At 68.1% G+C, this 20,283-nt stretch carries 21 protein-coding genes and 1 pseudogene; 4 read left to right on the top strand and 18 right to left on the bottom strand.

Annotated features, from left to right (window positions below; genetic code table 11):
* Window positions 1-206 precede the first annotated feature (206 nt).
* From BA022_RS11310 to BA022_RS11325, 4 genes are read left to right on the top strand one after another with little or no spacing between them, the layout of a single operon-like run.
* The gene (locus tag BA022_RS11310) at window positions 207-1,601 is read left to right on the top strand and encodes a TackOD1 domain-containing metal-binding protein (RefSeq protein WP_088887550.1); all 1,395 of its coding nucleotides are present in this window, start codon (window positions 207-209) and stop codon (window positions 1,599-1,601) included.
* A gap of 6 nt (window positions 1,602-1,607) precedes the next feature.
* Window positions 1,608-2,933: a glycosyltransferase family 2 protein gene (locus tag BA022_RS11315; protein ID WP_012655723.1), complete on the top strand. Its 1,326-nt coding sequence runs from the start codon at window positions 1,608-1,610 to the stop codon at window positions 2,931-2,933.
* A 1-nt stretch (window position 2,934) separates the two neighbouring features.
* Complete coding sequence (locus tag BA022_RS11320; RefSeq protein ID WP_088887551.1) at window positions 2,935-5,049, top strand: TolC family protein; 2,115 nt, start codon at window positions 2,935-2,937, stop codon at window positions 5,047-5,049.
* Window positions 5,046-6,116 carry an HlyD family secretion protein gene (locus BA022_RS11325; RefSeq protein ID WP_088887552.1) on the top strand — a complete coding sequence of 357 codons (1,071 nt, stop codon included), beginning with the start codon at window positions 5,046-5,048 and terminating at the stop codon, window positions 6,114-6,116. Before BA022_RS11320 ends, BA022_RS11325 begins: the two co-directional genes overlap by 4 nt.
* A gap of 45 nt (window positions 6,117-6,161) precedes the next feature.
* On the opposite strand, the gene hisA is transcribed toward BA022_RS11325, so the two are convergent.
* From hisA to BA022_RS11410, 18 genes and pseudogenes are all read right to left on the bottom strand, one after another.
* A complete protein-coding gene (hisA, locus tag BA022_RS11330; RefSeq protein ID WP_012655720.1) occupies window positions 6,162-6,905 on the bottom strand; it encodes a 1-(5-phosphoribosyl)-5-[(5-phosphoribosylamino)methylideneamino]imidazole-4-carboxamide isomerase in 744 nt (247 codons plus the stop codon).
* 58 nt (window positions 6,906-6,963) lie between these two features.
* Window positions 6,964-7,632 (bottom strand): imidazole glycerol phosphate synthase subunit HisH, encoded by a 669-nt coding sequence (gene hisH / locus BA022_RS11335; RefSeq protein ID WP_011804213.1) that lies wholly within the window; start codon window positions 7,630-7,632, stop codon window positions 6,964-6,966.
* A gap of 50 nt (window positions 7,633-7,682) precedes the next feature.
* Window positions 7,683-8,315 carry an imidazoleglycerol-phosphate dehydratase HisB gene (hisB, locus tag BA022_RS11340; RefSeq protein WP_011804212.1) on the bottom strand — a complete coding sequence of 211 codons (633 nt, stop codon included), beginning with the start codon at window positions 8,313-8,315 and terminating at the stop codon, window positions 7,683-7,685.
* The gene (gene hisC, locus BA022_RS11345; RefSeq protein ID WP_088888597.1) at window positions 8,312-9,418 is read right to left on the bottom strand and encodes a histidinol-phosphate transaminase; all 1,107 of its coding nucleotides are present in this window, start codon (window positions 9,416-9,418) and stop codon (window positions 8,312-8,314) included. The genes hisB and hisC overlap by 4 nt, the downstream gene beginning before the upstream one ends.
* Window positions 9,419-9,456: 38 nt before the next feature.
* Window positions 9,457-9,882: a PIN domain-containing protein gene (locus tag BA022_RS19485; protein ID WP_228403841.1), complete on the bottom strand. Its 426-nt coding sequence runs from the start codon at window positions 9,880-9,882 to the stop codon at window positions 9,457-9,459.
* A 90-nt stretch (window positions 9,883-9,972) separates the two neighbouring features.
* Window positions 9,973-10,158: pseudogene (locus BA022_RS19655) on the bottom strand (PIN domain-containing protein); the annotation flags it as partial.
* A 165-nt stretch (window positions 10,159-10,323) separates the two neighbouring features.
* Entirely contained in the window at window positions 10,324-11,643 is a 1,320-nt protein-coding gene (gene hisD / locus BA022_RS11355) for a histidinol dehydrogenase (protein ID WP_088887553.1), read from the bottom strand.
* Window positions 11,644-11,807: 164 nt separating this feature from the next.
* Window positions 11,808-12,458: an ATP phosphoribosyltransferase gene (gene hisG / locus BA022_RS11360; RefSeq protein ID WP_011804208.1), complete on the bottom strand. Its 651-nt coding sequence runs from the start codon at window positions 12,456-12,458 to the stop codon at window positions 11,808-11,810.
* Complete coding sequence (murA, locus tag BA022_RS11365) at window positions 12,455-13,777, bottom strand: UDP-N-acetylglucosamine 1-carboxyvinyltransferase (RefSeq protein WP_088887554.1); 1,323 nt, start codon at window positions 13,775-13,777, stop codon at window positions 12,455-12,457. The genes hisG and murA overlap by 4 nt, the downstream gene beginning before the upstream one ends.
* A 220-nt stretch (window positions 13,778-13,997) precedes the next feature.
* Window positions 13,998-14,246, bottom strand: a complete 249-nt coding sequence (locus BA022_RS11370) for a BolA family protein (protein WP_088887555.1) — start codon at window positions 14,244-14,246, stop codon at window positions 13,998-14,000.
* 1 nt (window position 14,247) lies between these two features.
* On the bottom strand, window positions 14,248-15,003 hold the full coding sequence (locus tag BA022_RS11375) for an ABC transporter permease (protein WP_012655715.1): 756 nt from the start codon (window positions 15,001-15,003) through the stop codon (window positions 14,248-14,250).
* The gene (locus BA022_RS11380) at window positions 15,000-15,917 is read right to left on the bottom strand and encodes an ABC transporter ATP-binding protein (RefSeq protein ID WP_088887556.1); all 918 of its coding nucleotides are present in this window, start codon (window positions 15,915-15,917) and stop codon (window positions 15,000-15,002) included. The genes BA022_RS11375 and BA022_RS11380 overlap by 4 nt, the downstream gene beginning before the upstream one ends.
* 97 nt (window positions 15,918-16,014) lie before the next feature.
* A complete protein-coding gene (locus tag BA022_RS11385) occupies window positions 16,015-16,284 on the bottom strand; it encodes an STAS domain-containing protein (protein WP_088887557.1) in 270 nt (89 codons plus the stop codon).
* A gap of 30 nt (window positions 16,285-16,314) precedes the next feature.
* Window positions 16,315-16,962 (bottom strand): MlaC/ttg2D family ABC transporter substrate-binding protein, encoded by a 648-nt coding sequence (locus tag BA022_RS11390; protein ID WP_088888598.1) that lies wholly within the window; start codon window positions 16,960-16,962, stop codon window positions 16,315-16,317.
* Window positions 16,963-17,140: 178 nt separating this feature from the next.
* Window positions 17,141-17,893, bottom strand: coding sequence for an MlaA family lipoprotein (locus tag BA022_RS11395; RefSeq protein ID WP_012655712.1), 753 nt, complete (start codon window positions 17,891-17,893; stop codon window positions 17,141-17,143).
* Window positions 17,890-18,375 (bottom strand): outer membrane lipid asymmetry maintenance protein MlaD, encoded by a 486-nt coding sequence (gene mlaD, locus BA022_RS11400; RefSeq protein ID WP_012655711.1) that lies wholly within the window; start codon window positions 18,373-18,375, stop codon window positions 17,890-17,892. Before mlaD ends, BA022_RS11395 begins: the two co-directional genes overlap by 4 nt.
* 34 nt (window positions 18,376-18,409) lie before the next feature.
* The gene (gene mlaE, locus BA022_RS11405) at window positions 18,410-19,192 is read right to left on the bottom strand and encodes a lipid asymmetry maintenance ABC transporter permease subunit MlaE (protein WP_011804199.1); all 783 of its coding nucleotides are present in this window, start codon (window positions 19,190-19,192) and stop codon (window positions 18,410-18,412) included.
* A complete protein-coding gene (locus BA022_RS11410; RefSeq protein ID WP_088887558.1) occupies window positions 19,189-20,049 on the bottom strand; it encodes an ABC transporter ATP-binding protein in 861 nt (286 codons plus the stop codon). Before BA022_RS11410 ends, mlaE begins: the two co-directional genes overlap by 4 nt.
* Window positions 20,050-20,283 lie beyond the last annotated feature (234 nt).

Here is a 20,283-nt window from a genome sequence, read left to right on the forward strand (position 1 = left end):
AGGCATGAATGTACCGCCGGGCTTCATTCAACCGCGTGAGGCCGGGGCGCGTTGTAATCGGGTAACCTTGGCTTGCGCCCTACGGCCGCCGGCGCTCTTCCCGCAGGGCAGGCGCGCGCGGATGGGCGTGGGTTATTGGCCGCTATCCACCCTCTTTTTGCTGATCAACCGCCTGTGCCGACGGCGCGCGGTGCGTTCCGTTACGAATGACTGTATCGCCCTCTTCCGCCACGCCCCCCGCCGAATCCATGGTCGTGCTGCGGCCCTCGGGACAACCGGTTCCGGCTCAGCCCCAGGCCCAGGTCTTCGATTCCTGGGACGCCTTCACGCGGTCGTCCGTGCAGCCCCTCGGTTTTTACCTGGAGGGGTGGGATGCTCCCGCCGCGGACGATCTGATTCTCCAGTTGCGCCGCAGCCCCTGGTGGGACCGCCTGGCCGTGGTGGCCCCCGGCGAGGGCAAGGCCTCCGTGCTGGCCGACACCGCCGCACCCTATGCCGACGCGGTGGCCCGCGCGGAGCGCAGCCTGGCCGTGCGCCGCAGCCTGCGCCTGGCCCTGACGGACATGCGTCTGGAAGAGCGCGTGCTGTACTTCCTGTACGTGCGCGACGCGATGGAGCTGGCGCCGCAGTGCACGCTCACGCACCCCATGCTCTACCACTATCCCGTGGTAGACGCCCTGGCGCAGCGGGGCGAGGATCCCGGTGCCTGCCTCGCGACCCTGGTGCGCCGCAAGCTCTTGGAGCCCGCCCAGCTCGTGGACCGCACGCGCCACTGCCGCACCTGCGGCAGCGCTCACATCCACTACATCGATGTCTGCCCGCACTGCTCCAGCCTGCAGATCCGCAAGGAAGCCTCGCTGCACTGCTTCTCCTGCGGGCATGTGGCGCCCGAGAGCGACTTTCACAACGACGGCGGTCTCTCCTGCCCCCAGTGCAGCGCGGCGCTGCGCCACATTGGTGTGGACTATGACCGCCCGCTGACGCAGTACGCCTGCGGCAGCTGCCATCACGTGTTCGTGGAGACCACGACGCAGGCACGCTGCCTGGCCTGCCGCACCAGCTGCGCGCCCAGCGCCCTGGATGTACGCGAAGTCGCCAGCCTGCGCCTGAGCGCACACGGCCGCACCGCGCTGCGCGCAGGGCAGATCCAGGAGTCGTTTGCGGCGCTCGACACCGCCAACTACGTTGAGGCGCCCCATTTCCGGCGCATGCTCGACTGGGCACTGGCCGTGACCACGCGCCATCCGGAGATGCGGTTCGGGCTCATGCTGATCGAATTCACCAACGCCACGGAACTCATCGAGGAGCTGGGGGCCGCGCGCGTCTTCCTGCTGCTGGACGAGTTCGCGCGCCGCCTGCACGAATTGCTGCGCACGTCAGACATCACCACCCGCACACAGGAGGACAAGCTCTGGCTGTTCCTGCCGTTCTCCGACCCCGCAGGCCTGTCCGCGCGACTGCAGCGCGCGCTGTCCGACCAGACGGTGGCGGCTGCCCCATCGGCGCTGCAGGCGCGCATCCGCCATCTTCAGATGCCGCAGGACCTGCGTGCCGGAGACAGCGCAGCGGCGCTGATGGAACGGCTGCTCGACCAGGCCTGACGCCGCATGTGGGACACCGCCGTCTTTGCCTTCGCGACGCTGTTCGCCAGCTCCAGCCAGCAGAACTGGGTGGAGCTTGCGCTCAAGTTCTTTCCGTTCGTCGTGTTCTTGGAGGCGCCCTTCTTCCTGCTGGTCACCGCAGGCATGGTGAAGTACGGATTGCGTGAGCACCGCCCGCTGCGCCAGCGCGAAGCCTATCCGCGCGTGTCGTGCGTCATTACCTGCTATTCCGAGGGGGAGGACGTGGGCAAGACCATCGGGTCGCTGGCGCAACAGCTGTACCCCGGCTTCATCGAGATCATCGCCGTGATCGACGGCGCGCTGCAAAACGGCCCCACGCTGCGCGCCGCGCGGCGCGCGCAGTCGCTGCTGGCAGGCACCCAGCGCCGCAGCCTGGTGGTGCTGCCCAAGTGGCAGCGCGGGGGACGCGTGTCGTCGCTGAATGCGGGCCTGTCCATTGCCACGGGCGAGGTGGTGATGGCACTGGACGGCGACACCTCTTTCGATAACGACATGGTGCGCAACGCCACGCGCCACTTCGATGACCCAGGCGTCGTGGGCGTGGCGGGCAACCTGCGTGTGCGCAACGCCAAGCGCTCGCTGGTCACGCGGCTGCAGGCACTGGAATACATGCTCTCCATCGGAGCGGGCAAGACCGGACTGTCGGAGTTCAACATCGTCAACAACATCTCCGGCGCGTTCGGCGTCTTTCGCACCCGGTTCCTGCGTAACCTGGGCGGGTGGGACGCCGGCACCGCCGAAGACCTGGACATGACGATGCGCATCAAGCAGTACTTCGGCCGGCACCCGGACCTGCGCATCGTGTTCGACCCGCACGCCGTCGGGCACACGGACGCCCCGGACACCTGGCGCGTCTTCTTTCGCCAGCGCCTGCGCTGGGATGGAGACATGTTCTACATCTTCATCCGCAAGTTCCGCTTCAACCTGCGCCCGCGCCTGCTGGGCTGGCGCAACTTCCTGTTCGTCATCGTGAACGGCCTGCTGATGCAGCTCGTGCTGCCGTTCCTGATCGTGGCGTACACCGGCACCATGCTCTTCACCATGCCCTTGGGGGTGGTGATGGGCGTGCTGGCCTTCATCTACCTCGCCTACCTGGCCGCGCTGCTGTTTTACTTCCTGCTGTACGTCGTGGCCGTATCCGAGCGGCCGCGGGACGACGTGTGGTACCTGGGCTTCCTGCCGCTGTTTCCCCTCTTTGCCTTCGTCAACCGCATCCACTGCTCGTTCTCCATCATGGCCGAGATGTTCATGAAGTCCCACCTGGACTCGTCCATGGCGCCCTGGTGGGTGCTGCGCAAGACCAAGTTCTGACATGTTCCAGCGCAGCCCCCGTCACACCCTGATCGCCCTGCTGGCCTGCATCTGCGTGGGCCCGCAGGGCGCCGCGGCCCACGCCAGCCCGCCGGTCTCCCTCACGCAGCTGGAGGACCGCGCCCGCGCGTTCGCCCCATCGGCCCGGCTGGCGCAGGCAGACGTTACCGTGGCCGAGCAGCGCAGCGCCGCCCTGCAGGCGGGCAGTGGTGCCCAGCTGTTTGGCGGCGCAGGCGTGGACAACGCGCGCGAGGCAGTGACCGATACCCTCAGCCGCGACTACCAGCGCACCCAGATGCACCTGGGGGTGCGCTGGCCCCTGCTGGGCACGCGCGCGGCGCAGCAACGCACGGTGGACGATGCCCAGCATGCCGTGGAGCAAAGCCGACTGCGCCGCCTGCAGATGGAAAACGAGGCCGTGCTTGCCGTGCGCCGCGCCTATGTGCGCCACCTGCGCAGTGTGGAGCGCATCCGCCTGGCGGACGCCTTCCTGCGGGTGCGCGCCGAGGCGCAGGAGCAATTGGCGAGCCGCCACGCCGCTGGCGTGCTGCTGGAGGCCGACCGGCTGGACCTCGGCGGCCTGTTCAACATCGTGCAGGCGACGCATGACAGCCAGAGTGCCGCGCGGGATCTGGCCCGCGCGGAGATCGAGCGCCTGACGGGACAGCCCGCCGCAGCGGTGCAGACGCAGGAACCCACCTGGCCCCAGACCTGCCTGGCCCCCGGCGCAGCGGCGCTGGACCGATCCCCCGCCGTCACGCTGGCACAGCAGGAGGTGGACGCAGCCCAGCAGCGCCAGCAGCATGCGCGCCTGGAAGGGGTGCAAGCCAGCATCTCGCTGGCGCAGTCGTTCAGCCGTGACATCGGCGGCCCCACGGGCCACAGCACGCGCGTGGGCGTTGATTTTTCTCTGCCGCTGCAATGGCGCAGCCAGCGCGACGCGGCCCTGGCCCAGGCGCAGGGCGAGATCGATCGCGCTCAGGCGCTGCTGGCCTTGCGCCGCAGCGAACTGGAGGCCGCGGCCCAGCAGGCCCTGGCCGCCTATCGGCTGCGCGACAAGGAAATGGCAGACCACCGGCACCGCCAGCAGGCCGCGGCCGAGGCGCTTCGGATCGCGCAGTTGCGCCTGAACGCCTTCGACGGCGATGGCTATTCCAAGCTGCTCACCACGCGCTATGCGCTGTACCAGGCCGCCGTGCAGGTGGTGGACGGCGCCGAGCGGCGCGACCTGGCCGCCCTGGACGTGCTGGCCCTGGGCGATGGATGCACGCTGGCCTGGCACGACGCCCCCGCGGCGCCCGATCCCTGGGCCGCGACGGTCGCCGCGCTGGCCGCGGGCACGGCACCGACCTCCGCCAAGGCGGTGCCCGGCGAGACCGGCCTGGGCTGGTATGTGTGGCAGGGGCAAGCCCTGCTGGACCAGCCCGCGCAACTGGACGAACTGCCCCCTCGCAGCCACCGCCTGCTGCTGTCGTTCACGGCGGCGCAGTTGCAGGCCCTGGCACGGCCCGACGGCCGGGCGCGGTGGATGGCCCTGCGCGCCCAGGCGCAGGCACGGCAGTTGACGCTCGAACTGCTGCTGGGTGAGCCCACCTGGGTGTTGCCCCACGAGCGCGCGCGACTGCTGGCCCTGGTGGAGTCCTTGCGCGACCTGCCCGCCGATGCCCTGCACCTGGACCTGGAGCGCAGCCAGCTTCCCGCTGCCCAGCAGCGCGACTGGAGCCGCCACCTCATCGACACGCTGCAGGCGGTGCGCGCCGCGGCTCCCTGGCCCCTGGCCCTGACGACACACTACCGTGAACTGCAGCAACCCGGTTTTGCCGCACGCGTACACGCAGCCGGGGTCGGCGAAGTGGTGGCGATGCTCTACGTGAACAACCCCGAGCGCACCGCCACCCTCGCCCGGCCGTTGTTGTCAGCAGCGCCAGCGGGGTTGCGCATCGCGGTCGCGCAAAGCATCGAATCCGCGCTGCCGGCGCAAGAGAGCAGCTTCGCGTTGGGCAAGGCCCGGTCCCTGCAGCGCTGGGATGCGCTGGCACACCAATTGGCCGGCCTGCCGGGCTTTGGGGGCGTCGTGGTGCAGTCGTGGGAAGACTATAGGGAGGCTCGGCCTTGAAGATCAATTTTGACGCGCCGCCCACCTCGGCGCAGGAAACCAACGGCCTGGAAGTGCGCTATGCGGCCGCCAAGCGCCGCGTGCCGCGCTGGCGCTGGTATTTGCTGCTTGCCATGGTGCTGGTGGCCCCCGCCTACCTGCTGGTCCGCTTCGGCATCGCCTACTGGTGGGAGAGTACGCCGGCCCAGGTCGTGCTGGAGCAGGCCACCCTGCGCGCACCGGCCGCCGGCCGCGTGGCATTCGTGGCGGCGCCCGGCGCACCGCTGGAACCCGGCCAGCCCGTGATGGCGCTGGAGCGCACGCCGACGGACACCCCCGCACCGCCTGCCGCCACGCAAAGGCCCACGCCGCATGCGCAGGAACCCGCCCAGGCGCAGGCCCACACCGCCAGGCTGGCGCTGCTGACCGAGGCCGAGCGCCTGGCCAGCCGCCGGCTGGCGATCCAGCAGGAAAGGCTGCACACCATGCAGGGCTTGCGCGAGCAAGGGGCCGCCACGCGCCAGGAAGTGGACAACCTGCGCTTTCAGGTCCTGCAGGCCGAGGCGGACCTCAGCCGCGCCCGCGCCGATGTGCGCGAGCAGCGCATGTTGATGGCGCGTGTGCCGGCTGCCATGCCGGCCCCGGCAGCGCCTGCAACGCCACAGCCCCCCGCAGATGAAGCTGCGCCCGCGCAGCCCGGCACCACCCTTGCGCCCTTTGCCGCCACCGCGGTGCAGGCCCTGGTGCGCCCGGGGGACTGGGTGGCCCAGGGCACGGAGGTCGCCGTACTGCAGCGGCGCGGGGAACCGCTGGTGCATGCCTACCTGCCGCCCGACAAGGCGCGCTACGCGCAAGTCGGCCGCATGGCCACGCTGCATTTCATGGACGGGGGCAAGGTGCGCGCGAAAGTGGTGGGGCTCATGATGGAGGCGCAAAGCCCGCCGGCCGACCGCGTGTCGCCGTTGACCCCGCGCACGCCGTCCATCGTGGTGAAACTCCAGGCGCTGGAGCCGTTGCCCGCGCCCTACCACATCCACCAATTGCCGCTGGATGTGCGTTTCGACTGGGTGGCCAGCCGCTGGTTCTGACCCGGCCGCATACGCCGCCGGGTGAAGGCACCAGGCCGCCCGGGCTCAGGCCAGGCTCAGCTCGTCGGCGCGATGCTGCGCGGCTGCGAAATCCAGGTCGCCGGAGTAGATCGCGCGCCCGCAGATGACGCCTTCCACGCCTTCATTTTCGACTTCGCAGAGCTTCTCGATGTCCGCGATGCCAGCCAGGCCGCCCGAGGCGATCACGGGGATGGTGAGGGCCTGGGCCAGCTTCACCGTCGCCTCGATATTGATGCCCGAGAGCATGCCGTCGCGGCCGATGTCGGTGTAGATGATGGATTCCACGCCCCAGTCCTGGAACTTGCGCGCCAGATCGACCACCTCGTGGCCGGTGAGCTTGCTCCAGCCGTCGGTGGCCACCTTGCCGTCCTTGGCGTCCAGGCCCACGATGATGTGGCCGCCAAACGCGCTGCACGCATCCTTGAGGAAGCCGGGGTTCTTCACCGCGGCCGTGCCGATGATGACGTACCGCAGCCCGGCGTCGATGTAGCGCTCGATGGTGTCCAGGTCGCGGATGCCGCCGCCCAGCTGCACCGGAATGTCGGCGCCCACCTCGGCCAGGATGGCCTTGATGGCTGCCTTGTTCTTGGGCTGGCCGGCAAACGCGCCGTTCAGGTCCACCAGGTGCAGGCGGCGCGCGCCCGCATCCGCCCACTTGCGGGCCATGGCGGCGGGGTCTTCGCCAAAGGTGGTCGATTGGTCCATGTCACCTTGCTTGAGGCGTACGCAGTGGCCGTCCTTGAGGTCGATGGCGGGGATGAGCAGCATGATGGTGAGCGGGGAATGGGGCGAGCCGCACAAGGCCCGGCCCTGCCGGGTTGAAGAATCAGGGCTTCCAGTGCAAGAAGTTGCGGTACAGCGCCAGGCCGTGCTCGGCGCTTTTCTCCGGGTGGAACTGGGTAGCAAAAATATTATCGCGTGCGATGGCCGCCGCAAAGGGGCCGCCGTAGTCAGCCTCGCCGGCGCAGTGCAGCGGGTTGGCCGGGCGCGCGTAGAAGCTGTGCACAAAGTAGAAGTAGCTGTCGTCGGGCACGCCCGCCCATACCGGGTGCGCCACGCCGCCGTGGCGCGCCTGGCGCACGCGGTTCCAGCCCATCTGGGGGACCTTGTAGCGGCTGCCGTCGGGCTGGGTGCGCCCGGCCAGGTCGAACTTGAGCACCTCGCCCGGGATCAGGCCCAGCCCGGGGGTGTCGCCCTCGGCGCTGTGGTCCAGCAGCATCTGCATGCCCACACATACACCAAACAGCGGCTTGGACGCGGCGGCCTCCAGCACGGATTCGAGCAGGCCCGACTCCCGCAACTCGCGCATGCAGTCCGGCATGGCGCCCTGGCCGGGCAACACCACACGGTCGGCCGCGCGTACCTCATCGGGGTGCGCGGTGACCATTACCCGGAAACCGCTGCCCTGCGCCGCGACCTGCACGGCCTGCGAGACGGAGCGCAGGTTGCCCATGCCGTAGTCCACGACCGCGACGGTTTTTGCTTCACTATTCATAGCTGCTTGCGCTTGATGTATAAGCGTTACAGGCCAATTTGGCTTGAATTTTACAGGGAACCCTTGGTGGAGGGGATCACGCCTGCGGCGCGCGGGTCGCGCTCCAGCGCGGCGCGCAGCGCGCGCGCGAAGGCCTTGAACACCGTCTCGCACTGGTGGTGGGCGTTGATGCCCTTCAAGTTGTCGATGTGCAGCGTCACGCCCGCATGGTTCACGAAGCCCTGGAAGAATTCGTAGGTGAGCTGGGTGTCGAAACCGCCAATGCTCCCGGCGGTGAACGGAATGTGCAGGTGCAGCCCCGGGCGGCCCGAGAAGTCCACCACCACGCGTGACAGGGCTTCATCGAGCGGCACGTAGGCATGGCCGTAGCGGCGGATGCCCTTCTTGTCGCCCACGGCCCGCGCGAAAGCCTGGCCCAGCGTGATGCCCACATCTTCCACCGTGTGGTGGCCGTCGATGTGCAGGTCGCCGTCGCAGTCGATCTGCAGGTCGATCAGCCCATGGCGCGCGATCTGGTCGAGCATGTGGTCGAAGAAGCCGATGCCGGTGTGCAGGCTGGCCGCGCCGGTGCCGTCGAGATTCACGCGCACGGTGATGCGCGTCTCGGCCGTCGTGCGGCTGACCTCGGCCGTGCGGTCGGGGCAGAGTTCTGCGGAAGAAGGAACGAGTGCGGAGGAAGTCATAGGGATGCCTGGAGCGCTGTGAGCATCTGGGCGTTGTCGGCACTGCTGCCCACCGTCAGACGCAGGCAGCCTGCCAGCAATGGATGCATTGTAGAAACGTTCTTGACGAGCACCTTGCGGGCCTTCATGCCCTCATAGGCGCGGGTGGCATCGGGCACACGCACCAGCACCATGTTGGCCTGGCTGTCCCACACGCGCTCAATGCCGGGCATGGCGCGCAGCGCGGCCAGCAGCTCGGTGCGCGCGGCACGCAGCTCGTCGGCCTGGGCGGCGAACACGTCGGCATGTTCCAGCGCGAACAGGGCGGCCTCGGTGTTCAGCACACTCACGTTGTAGGGCGGGCGCACCTTGTCGACCTCGGCCACCAGCGCGGCGGGGCCGATCATGTAGCCCAGGCGCACGCCCGCCAAGCCGAACTTGGAGAGCGTGCGCATCAGCAGCACATGGCCGTTGCGCTCGGGCTGCGCGCGCATGCGCTCGATCCAGCTGCGGCTGGCAAAGGGCTGGTAGGCCTCGTCCATGACCACGATGCCGCCCTGCGCGCCGGCGGCGTCGATGATGCGCTGCACCACAGCCTCGTCCCACAGCGTGGCCGTGGGGTTGTTGGGATAGGCCAGGAAGGTGAGGGCCGGGCGGTGCTGGGCGATCGCGGCCAGCATCGCGGCCTCGTCCAGCTCGAAGTCCGCCGTCAACGGCACGCCCACGAAGCCCAAGCCCTGCAGCTGCGCGCTCATCGCATACATCACGAAGCCCGGCACGGGCGCCAGCACGGTCGCCTGCACACGCGCGCAGGCCTGCGCCACGAGGGAAATGAGCTCGTCGGAACCATTGCCCAGCAGCACGGCCGAGCCTGCCGGCGCCCCGGCGTAGGCTGCCAGCGCAGCCTTCAGGTCGTTCTGGCGCGTACCGGGGTAGCGGTTAAGCGCGAGTTGCCCCAGGCGCTGCCCCAGCGCGGTCTGCAGCGCGGGCGGCAGGCCGAAGGGGTTCTCCATCGCGTCCATCTTCAGGTAGCCGGTCGCATCGGCCACGACGTAAGCCTGCATGGCCCGCACGTCGTCGCGGATGCGCGCCAGCGCGGGCAGTTCGGCAGAAGGGGTTGTCATGCGTTCATCACTCCATTCGATCGGGCGGCGCCGCCACATCAGGGGACAGCCAACGCGCAATGCAGCGGATGCAGCACCTCTACGCCGCCGTACTGCGCGCCCTGCGGCAGGCTCAGCGACAGCAGACTCGCGCAGCCGCTGTGCTGCGCGGCGGCCAGCGCCAGGCAGTCGCCCCAGGCCAGTTGGTGCCGCGCCTCCAGCGCCCAGGCGGTCTCCAGCGTGGCAGCATCGATCTGCCAGGGCGTCCAGCTGTGGTAGCGGCGGATGGCCGCGCGTGCATCGCCGTGCGGCATGGGCGCGCTGGCGGCGCGCGTCACGGTGTCGTAAAACTCGGCCAGCACCTGGCTGCTGACACGCCCCAGGCGCTCGCGCCACAGCAAGTCCAGACAGGCCAGCACCGGGGCTTGCAGGGCGGCATCGGCGCCGTCCTCGGCGGCGACCAGCACGGCCGTGTCCACAAACACGGGTTGCTCCAGGCTGCGCTGCAGCGGCTGCGGCGCCTCACCTACGTGGGCAGGACTGCGCTCGAAGCCGTGGATACGCCGCGCTGCGGCGCCCGCGCGCCAGGTGCGCTCGTCCGTGCGCCAGGCGAGGTAGGCACGCTCGTAGGCGTCCTCGCGGCGCTGCATCTCGCCTAGAAAGTCCCCCACCATGCGCGACACGCTGGTGCCGCGCCGCGCCGCCTCGATCCGGGCCCATTCGAGCACCGGGTCGTCCACGGTGATGGTGACGTTCTTCATGCGCTCATCGTACACGAATTTCGTGTGACACGAAATTCGTGTACGATGAGTTTGATGTGTTTTTCGCTTCTAAGGCTTAGCCATTCAGCGCCAGTCGCTCTCATTTTTGAAAAGACAAAGCCACCTCGCAAGGTGGCTTGGTAGGCGTACAGGCTGTCGGAGTGGTCAGGACTTGAGCCGCATCTCTGCCGCCCGTGCATGCCCCTGCAGCCCCTCGCCATGCGCCAGCACGCTGGCGATGCGGCCCAGGCTCTGCGCGCCCTGCTCGCTCACCTCGATGATGCTGCTGCGCTTTTGGAAGTCGTACACGCCCAGCGGCGACGAGAAGCGTGCCGTGCCGCTGGTGGGCAGCACATGGTTGGGCCCGGCGCAATAGTCGCCCAGCGATTCGCTGGTGTAGGCGCCCAGAAAGATCGCGCCCGCGTGGCGCAGCAGCGGCTCCCAGCGGTGCGGCTCGCGGCTGCTCACCTCCAGGTGCTCGGGGGCGATACGGTTGCTGATCTCACACGCCTCTTCCATGTTGCGCGTGTGGATGAGCGCGCCGCGCCCGGTGAGGCTCTTGGCGATGATCTCGGCGCGCGGCATCTGGGGCAGCAGGCGGTCGATGGCGGACTGGACCTGGTCGATGTAGGCCGCATCGGGGCACAGCAGGATGGACTGCGCCAGCTCGTCGTGCTCGGCCTGCGAGAAGAGATCCATCGCCACCCATTCCGCCGGCGTGCTGCCGTCGGCCAGCACCAGAATCTCGCTGGGGCCGGCAATCATGTCGATGCCCACGGTGCCGAACACATGCTTCTTGGCGCTGGCCACGTAGGCGTTGCCGGGGCCGGTGATCTTGTCCACCTTGGGAATGGTCTGCGTGCCATAGGCCAGCGCCGCCACGGCCTGCGCGCCGCCGATGGTGAAGGCGCGTGTGACGCCCGCCACATGCGCCGCGGCCAGCACCAGCGGGTTTTTGGTGCCTTGGGGCGTGGGCACGACCATGATGATGTCCTGCACGCCCGCCACGTGCGCGGGAATGGCGTTCATGAGCACGCTGCTCGGGTACGCGGCCTTGCCGCCCGGCACGTAGATGCCCACGCGGTCCAGCGGCGTGACTTTCTGGCCCAGCAGGGTGCCGTCGTCGTCGCGGTAGCTCCAGCTTTCGCCATTGGCCTTTTTCTGCGCCTCGTGGTAGCGGCGCACGCGGGCGGCGGCGGCCGTCAGCGCATCGCGCTGCGCCGCGGGCAGGCCGTCGAAGGCGGCTTGCAGTTCGCTGGCCTTGAGCTCCAGCGACGGCAAGCCCTGCGCATGCAGACCGTCGAAGCGCTGCGTGTACTCCAGCACTGCGGCGTCGCCGCGCTCGCGCACGTCGGCCAGGATGCCCGCCACGCGCTGCTCGATGGCCGCATCCGTGTCCGCCGACCAGTGCAGGCGTGCGGAAAACTCCACCTCGAAAGTGTCGTCAGCGGTGGACAGACGGACGGGAGCAGCTACGAATTGCATAGTGGACCTACTCAGAATGTACGAAAGGAATCGGCGCGCCGTTGCGGTAGCCGAGGGGTGCCCGGCCACGATGTTCTCACCATAACTCGGGCCACGGCGCGCGGTTGCAACGCCGGGCGATGGACGCGGAACCAAAGCGGCGCAGACGCAGCCCTGCGCACCCCTCAGCCCTGCGGCACGGCGGAGGCGAATGCGTCGATGATGCGGCGCAGCGGCGCCTGCTTCAGCTTCAGCGCGGCCTGGTTCACCACCAGGTGCGAACTGATGTCCATGATCTGCTCCACCTCCACGAGGTTGTTGGCCTTGAGCGTGTTGCCAGTGGAGACCAAGTCCACGATGGCATCGGCCAGGCCGGTGAGCGGCGCCAGTTCCATGCTGCCGTAGAGCTTGATGAGGTCCACGTGCACGCCCTTGCTGGCGAAGAAATCGCGCGCGATGCTGGTGTATTTGGTGGCCACCTTCAGGCGCGAGCCCTGGGTGACGGCCTCGCGGTAGTCGAAATCGGCGCGCACGGCCACGCTCACGCGGCACTTGGCAATCTTCAGATCCAGCGGGCGGAACAGCCCCTGGCCGCCGTGCTCGATGAGCGAGTCCTTGCCGGCCACACCCAGATCGGCGCCGCCGTATTGCACGTAGGTCGGCACGTCGGTGGCACGCACCAGCACCACGCGCACCTCGGGGCGGCTGGTGGGCAGGATGAGCTTGCGCGACTTCTCCGGGTCTTCCAGCACCTCGATGCCGGCAGCGGCCAGCAGAGGCAGGGTTTCCTCGAAGATGCGGCCCTTGGACAGGGCGAGTGTGATCTGCTGCGTCATTGAATTCTCTCGATGTCGGCCCCCAGGCCGCGCAGTTTGGCTTCCATGCAGTCGTAGCCGCGGTCCAGATGGTAGATGCGGTCCACCAGCGTTTCCCCGTCGGCCACCAGTCCGGCGATCACCAGGCTGGCCGAGGCGCGCAGGTCGGTGGCCATGACGGTGGCGCCCGATAGCCGCGCGCCCGCAGGCGCCGCGCCGCCCAGCCCCTCGATCACCGCTACGCGGCCATCCGTGGTCTGGATTTTCGCGCCAAGGCGCAGCAGTTCGTTGACGTGCATGAAACGGTTCTCGAAGATCGTCTCGGCCACCGTGGCGGTGCCCTGGGCCACCACGTTCAGCGCCATGAACTGCGCCTGCATGTCGGTGGGAAAGCCCGGGTACTCAGTGGTGCGAAAGCCCTGCGCCTTGAGCTGCGCCGCGCCAGGGCTGCGCACGCGGATGCCACCCTCTTCCGGTGCCACCTGCACGCCCGCGTCGCGCAGTTTGTCGATCACGGCGTCCAGGTGGTCGGCACGCCCGTGGCGCAGCAGCGCGTCGCCGCCCGTGGCGGCCACGGCGCACAGGAAGGTGCCGGCCTCGATGCGGTCGGCCACGACGGCGTGCTCGCAGCCTTGCAGCCGCTCGACACCCTGGATGCGAATGCGGCTGGTGCCATGGCCCTGGATACGCGCGCCCATCTTGATGAGCATCTCGGCCAGGTCCGCCACCTCGGGTTCCTGCGCGGCGTTCTCCAGCACGGTCTCCCCCTCGGCCAGCGTGGCGGCCATGAGCAGATTCTCGGTGCCGGTCACCGTGACCATGTCGGTGGTGATGCGCGCCCCCTTGAGTCGCGTGCACCCCTGCGGCAGCCTGGCGATCATGTAGCCGTGCTCGACCACGATCTGCGCGCCCATGGCCTGCAGCCCCTTGATGTGCTGGTCCACCGGGCGCGATCCGATGGCGCAGCCGCCCGGCAGCGACACCGTGGCCTCGCCGAAGCGCGCCAGGAGCGGCCCCAGCGCCAGTACCGAGGCGCGCATGGTCTTGACCAGATCGTAGGGCGCCTCGGGCGTGGACAGGCCGCCCGCGTTCAGGCGCACTATGCCGGCCGCATCGGCCACGGAGCAGTCGGGGTTAGCGATGCGGTCCACCTGCACGCCCATGTTGCGGATGAGCCGCAGCATGGTGGCTACGTCCTGCAGGCGCGGCACGTTGTGCAGGGTGACCGGGTCGGCCGTGAGCAGCGCGGCGCACAGCTCGGGCAGCGCGGCGTTCTTGGCGCCGGAAATCGGCACCTCGCCCACCAGGGGGCGGCCACCGCGAATCAGGAGTTTGTCCATGGGTTTGCCGGTTGCTGCATTCAGTGCCAAAAATGGCTCTAGCGCTTATCTATCAAGCGGTAGCAGCTATTAAAAGAATAGTGCGCGACTTCTTTGGGGGAACGCCGCGCGACGGTGTATGCGCCCATCCACCGGCGAGGACCGGGGCATGACGCCCGTGCCGCCCCGCGCCGGGGCACGGTCCCGGCCGCACGGCCATCTTGCGAAGGACGGGGCCGTATCAGTCGCCCGCCTGGGCCTGCGCCCACTCGGCGGGGGTAAAGGTCTTCATGGACAACGCATGCACCTCGTCCGACTGCATGCGTGCGCCCAGTGTGGCGTAGACACGCTGGTGGCGCTGGATGGGGCGCTTGCCCTCGAACTCGGGCGACACGATGGTGGCGTACCAGTGGCGGCCGTCGCCCTCCAGCGTGATGTGATCGCAGGCCATGCCCGCGCTGATGATGTCCTTGAGTTGGTCTGCAGTCATGTCAGTTCCTGATTTTGTAGCCCGTGCGCAGCAGGTGCAGCGCCAGCAAGCTGACCAGCGCCCATGCCAGGCCGACGACGCCCAGGCTGAGCCAGGGGGAGACGTCGCTCACGCCGAAGAAGCCGTAGCGGAAGCCGTCGATCATGTAGAAGAACGGGTTCAGGTGGCTTGCGCCCTGCCAGAACGGCGGCAGCGATTGCACCGAATAGAACACGCCCGACAGGAAGGTCATGGGCACGATGATGAAGTTCTGGAATGCCGCCATCTGGTCGAACTTGTCGGCCCACAGTCCCGCGATGACCCCCAGCGTGGCCAGCAGCGCCGCGCCCAGCAGCGCGAACGCAAGAATCCACAGCGGCGCGGCGAACTGCGGCGTGGCGAACGCCAGCGTGACGATGAACACACCCAGGCCCACCACCAGCCCGCGCACCATGGACGAGCCCACGTAGGCCGCGAACCAGGCACGGTGCGACAGCGGCGTGAGCAGCACGAACACCAGACTGCCCATGATCTTGCTCTGGATCAGGCTGGACGAGCTGTTGGCAAAGGCGTTCTGCAGCACGCTCATCATCACCAGGCCGGGCACCAGGAAGGCGGTGTAGCTCAGCCGGTCATAGACCTTGACATGGTCTTCGAGCACATGGCCGAAGATCAGCAGGTACAGCACCGCCGTGAGCACCGGCGCCGCCACGGTCTGGAAGCCCACCTTCCAAAAGCGCAGCACTTCCTTGTAGAACAGGGTCTGCCAGCCGATCATGCGTGCTCCCCCTGCTCGGCCGCCATGACGTTGAGGAACACATCCTCCAGGTCGGCCTTGCGGATCTCCACATCCTCCACGCGCACGCCAGCGGCGCGCAGCCGGGCCAGCAACTGCTCGATCTCCTGCGCGTCCTGCGCGGGCAACTGGGCCACGCGGCCGGTCACGCGCGCCAGCGCTGCCAGGTCGGCCGGCAGCGTATCGTCGGTCTTGAACCGCAGGACGTTGGTGGAGGCCGCCTGCAGCAGCTCGGACGTGCGCGCCAAGGCCACTACACGCCCGCGCTTGAGCATGGCCAGCCGCGTACACAGCGCCTCGGCCTCTTCAAGGTAATGGGTGGTCAGCAGCACCGTGTGGCCCTGCTTGTTGAGGCGCGCCACAAACTGCCACAGCGTCTGGCGCAGCTCCACGTCCACACCGGCCGTAGGCTCGTCCAGCACGATGATGGGCGGTTTGTGCACCAGCGCCTGGGCCACGAGCACGCGGCGCTTCATGCCGCCCGAGAGCTGGCGCATGTTGGCCGTGGCCTTGTCGGCCAGCCCCAGGTTTTCCAGCAGCTCATCGATCCAGGCGTCGTTGTTCTTCACACCGAAGTAGCCGGACTGGATGCGCAGCGTCTCGCGCACGTTGAAGAACGGGTCGAACACCAGTTCCTGCGGCACCACGCCCAGCAGCCTGCGCGCGTCGGCAAACTGGGTTTGCACGTCATGGCCCAGCACGCTGACGCGCCCGCTGGTGGCGCGCGCCAGCCCGGCGAGGATGCTGATCAGCGTGGTCTTGCCGGCGCCGTTGGGGCCCAGCAGGCCGAAGAACTCGCCCTCCTCGATGTCCAGACTGACATCCTGCAGCGCCTGGAAAGGCCCTCGGGGAGTGGAAAAGCTCTTGGAAATGGATTGGAAGGAGACGGCGGGCATGGAAGAGCGGCATTCTAAAGGGGGGCACTTCCGCGCGTGTCCGCAGGGGTTTGGCCGGCAGGCAACCCGCAAGTGTGGTCAGCCCCGCAGGCCGCCGCTACAGGGCGGGCAGCAGTTCCTGCACCCCGTACAGCCCCGCCAGGCTGGACAGCGCCGGCGGCAGGGCCTTGACCACGAAACCGCGCTTCTCGAACACCGCTGCGCGGCGGCACTCCAGCAGCACCGCGAGTGCGGAGGAGTCGAAGGCCGTTAGCGCACCGGCATCCACCACCACCAGCGATTCGTCCTGGGCCTTGAGCCCTTGCAGCAGCATGCGCAGGGTGGCGCCAGCGTGGCGGTGGGTGAGTTCAGCGGGCAGCACCAGCATGCACAGGCCTTTCGCTTCTTTCTGTTCTGGTTACTTGGCGCTGGAGGCGGCGTTGGCCTTGTTGCGCGCCACCAGCGCCTCGATCAGGCCATCCACGCCCTTGGCGTTGATCTCCTGCGCGAACTGGCTGCGATAGGTTTCCACCAGCCACACACCCAGAACGTTGAGGTTGTAGATTTTCCAGCCCGCACCCTCGCCCGGCGTCTTCTCCAGGCGGTAGTCCAGTTGTATCGGGTCGCCCCGGCCGCGGATTTCGGTGCGCACGAGCACGTCCTTGTCTTCGGCGGCTGCGCGCAGCGGCTTCACAACGATGCTCTGGTCCGTGACCTGGCTGAGCGCGCCCGCGTAAGTGCGCACCAGCAGTGTCTTGAACTCGTCCTGCAGGCGCGCCTGCTGCTCCGGCGTAGCCTTGCGCCAGCCCGGCCCGACGGACGCGGCCGTCATGCGGCGGAAGTTCACGTGGGGCATGATGGTCTTGTCCACCAGTGCCATGATGCGGTCCACGTCGCCGGCCTTGATGGATTTGTCTTTGCGCAGCGTCTCCAGCACATCGACCGAGAGGCGCTTGACGAGGGCATCCGGCGCCTCGTCGGCCGCCAGCGCGGCCTGGGGCACGGCCACCCACGTGGCCACCGCCATCGCGGCGGCGGCATGGATCAGGGTACGGCGGTTCATCATGGTGAGGCTCCTTGCGTGCAGCGCCACGCCGTGCGCTGCCATGTCTGGTTTCGTTGGGTAGATTGTGGAGGGCGCCCCGCGCTGCACATGCGTCGCCACCGTGCAGGGATGCAAGCAACTGCAACCGCGCCTGTCAGCCAGGGGCCCGAGTGCTTGTCAGGCCGGCCTTTGCGGGTTTTCAGTACGCGTCGTCGGGCAGCTTGCCCCCGTTTTCCTCATAGGCGTCCTCGTCGCGTGCGCCTGACACGCCACTACGCACCTTGAGGTACACGTCGCGCGTGAAGCTGTAGGGGTCCAGGGCCGCCGTATCCAGCACCGAGCCCGCACGCAGCAGGCTAGCGCGCTGATCGACAAGGCGCAGGCCGTACAGGGAATTGCGCACCTCCACCGGGTCAAGCTGGCCCAGCGGGTTGCCCCAACTGTCTACCGGCAAAGCGGCCGTGTCGCGCACGGTGGACGGCCCCAGCAGCGGCAGCACGAGATACGGCCCCGTGGGCACGCCCCAGCGGCCCAGCGTCAGGCCAAAGTCCTGCTTGTGCCGCTCGATGCCTGCCTCGCTGGCGATGTCCAGTACGCCGCCCAGCCCGAAGAAGGTGTTGGTGGTGAAGCGCACGAGGCTCTCGTAAGCCTCCAGCCCGCGGAACTGCAGCAGGTTGTTGACGAACGACCAGGCATCGCCCAGGTTGCCAAAGAAGTTGCTCACGCCCGTACGCACCGGCTGCGGCGTCACGTCGCGGTAAACGGTGGCGACGGGTTTGAGCACCGCCTTGTCCACGCTGTCATTGAACGAATGCACGCCGCGGTTGAAGGGTTCGAACGGATCTGCGGGGTTGGCGTTGGGGCCCGTGGCGCAGCCGCTCATGAGGGCCGCGCCGAGCAACAGCGCCGCCCAGCGGGCAGTCCAGCCCGTGAAGCGAGGTTGATTTGTCATTTCTTGGTACCTCCATTGGACGAAGCACCTTCTTCGGCCTTGCCATACAGGAATTGGCCGATCAGGTTTTCCAGCACTACCGCGGATTGGGTGGCGGTCACCATGTCGCCCTCGGCCAGGTTGTTCTCGTCGGCACCCGGCTCGATGCCGATGTACTGGTCGCCCAACAGGCCGCTGGTCAGGATCTTGAGCGAACTGTCCTTGGGGAACACATAGCGCTTTTCCAACTCCAGTGTCACGCGCGCCTGGTAGGTCGTGTCGTCGAAGCCGATGGACTGCACGCGCCCCACCACCACACCGGCGCTGCGCACCGCGGCCTTGGGCTTGAGCCCGCCGATGTTGTCGAAACGCGCCGTCACGGTATAGCCCGAGCGGAAGTTCAGGTTCAACAGGTTGGCCGACTGCAGGGCCAGGAAGACCAGCGCTGCTCCGCCCAGCAGGACGAACAGCCCCACCCAGAAATCGTTTTTGGAATGCTGCATGGTGAATTTCCTCAAGACAGACGCATGGTCGCCGTCAGATACTGAACATCAAGGCGGTGAGGACGAAGTCCAGCCCCAGCACGGACAGCGACGCCATCACCACCGTGCGCGTGGTGGCGCGCGAGACGCCTTCCGGCGTCGGCTTGGCCACGAAGCCCTGCAGCACCGCGATGAAGGTGACGGCCACGCCGAACGCGAGGCTCTTGACGATGCCGTTGCCCACGTCCTTCCAGACGTCGACACCGCTTTGCATCTGGCCCCAGAACGCCCCGCCGTCCACGCCGATGAGCACCACGCCGACCAGCCAGCCACCGATCACACCCACCGCGTTGAACACCAGTGCCAGCAGCGGCATGGCGATCACGCCGCCCCAAAAGCGCGGCGCCAGGATGCGGCGCACCGGGTCCACGGCCATCATCTCCATGGCCGACAGCTGTTCGCCGGCGCGCATCAAACCGATCTCGGCCGTGAGCGACGTGCCCGCGCGTCCAGCAAACAGCAACGCCGTGACCACCGGCCCCAGCTCGCGCACCAGGCCCAACGTGACCACCAGGCCCAGTGAGTTGGCCGAGCCATAGAGCTGCAGCACGTTGTAGCCCTGCAGCGCAAGCACGAAGCCCACAAACAGGCCCGACATGGCGATGATGGACAGCGAATAGTTGCCCAGGAAGTGCACCTGGTCACGCACCAGGCCAGGGCGGCGCATCACATCGCCGAACAGCCCCAGCAGCCGCGCGAACAGGCGCGCGCCCATGCCCACATCGGCCAGCTTCGTGCGCACGGCGTAGCCTACGTGCGTGGGACGCCACCAGCTCATGGGGTACCTCCGCTGGCGTGGGCGTCCACGCTGGGCGAGCGCAAGGGGCCGAAATCGTCGGCCACGCTGGGGCCGGGGTAGTGGAACGGCACCGGCCCGGTAGGCAGCGCGTGCACGAACTGGTGCACCAGCGGATCCGTGCTGGCGCGCACCTCTTCGGGCGTGCCCTGGGCGGCCACCGTGCCGGGTCCCAGGATGATGACGTGGTCCGCCAAGCGGAAGGTCTCTTCCAGATCGTGCGAGACGACGATGGTGGTCAGCCCCATGGCATCGTTGAGTTGGCGGATGAGTTGCGCCGCAGTACCCAGCGAGATCGGGTCAAGCCCGGCGAACGGCTCGTCGTACATGATGAGCTCGGGGTCCAGGGCAATGGCCCGTGCCAGGGCAACCCGCCGCGCCATGCCGCCGGAGATCTGGCTGGGCATCAAGTCCCGCGCTCCCCGCAAGCCCACGGCATGCAGCTTCATGAGCACGATGTCGCGGATCAGGTCCTCGGGCAGATCGGTGTGCTCGCGCAGCGGAAAGGCCACGTTCTCGTACACGCTCATGTCGGTGAACAATGCGCCGAACTGGAACAGCATGCCCATGCGTCGGCGCGCGGCATACAACTGTGCGGTATCCATGCGCCCTACGTCCTGGCCGCCCACCAGCACCTCACCCTGCTGGGCGCGCTGCTGGCCGCCAATGAGGCGCAGCACCGTCGTCTTGCCACCGCCCGAAGCACCCATCAGCGCCGTGACCTTGCCACGCGGCACGGCCAGCGACAGGTCGCGCAGGATCACCCGCTCGCCGTACCCGAAGGTGACGTTGCGCAGTTCCACGAGGGCGTCGCCCGGCGATGAAGGTGGGGAGGACATGGTGTATGCAGATACGCCCAGCTCTACGACAGAGCGCAAGGCGAACCCGGCATCATAGGGGAAACCCCTCTGCTCGGCTGCGCCTCTCATTAAAACCTGTGGTTTGCATATGACGTTTGGCTATACTCGCCGGTTCTTAAGAAATGTCCCGCCCGACCCTCCGGGCGGATTGCTTGTCAGCGTTGCTGCATGGGCGTCATCGACGCACAACGGAACGAAGGCGCGGCAATGTGC

It is taken from the genome of Diaphorobacter nitroreducens, from assembly GCF_002214645.1.
Taxonomy (GTDB): domain Bacteria; phylum Pseudomonadota; class Gammaproteobacteria; order Burkholderiales; family Burkholderiaceae_C; genus Diaphorobacter; species Diaphorobacter nitroreducens.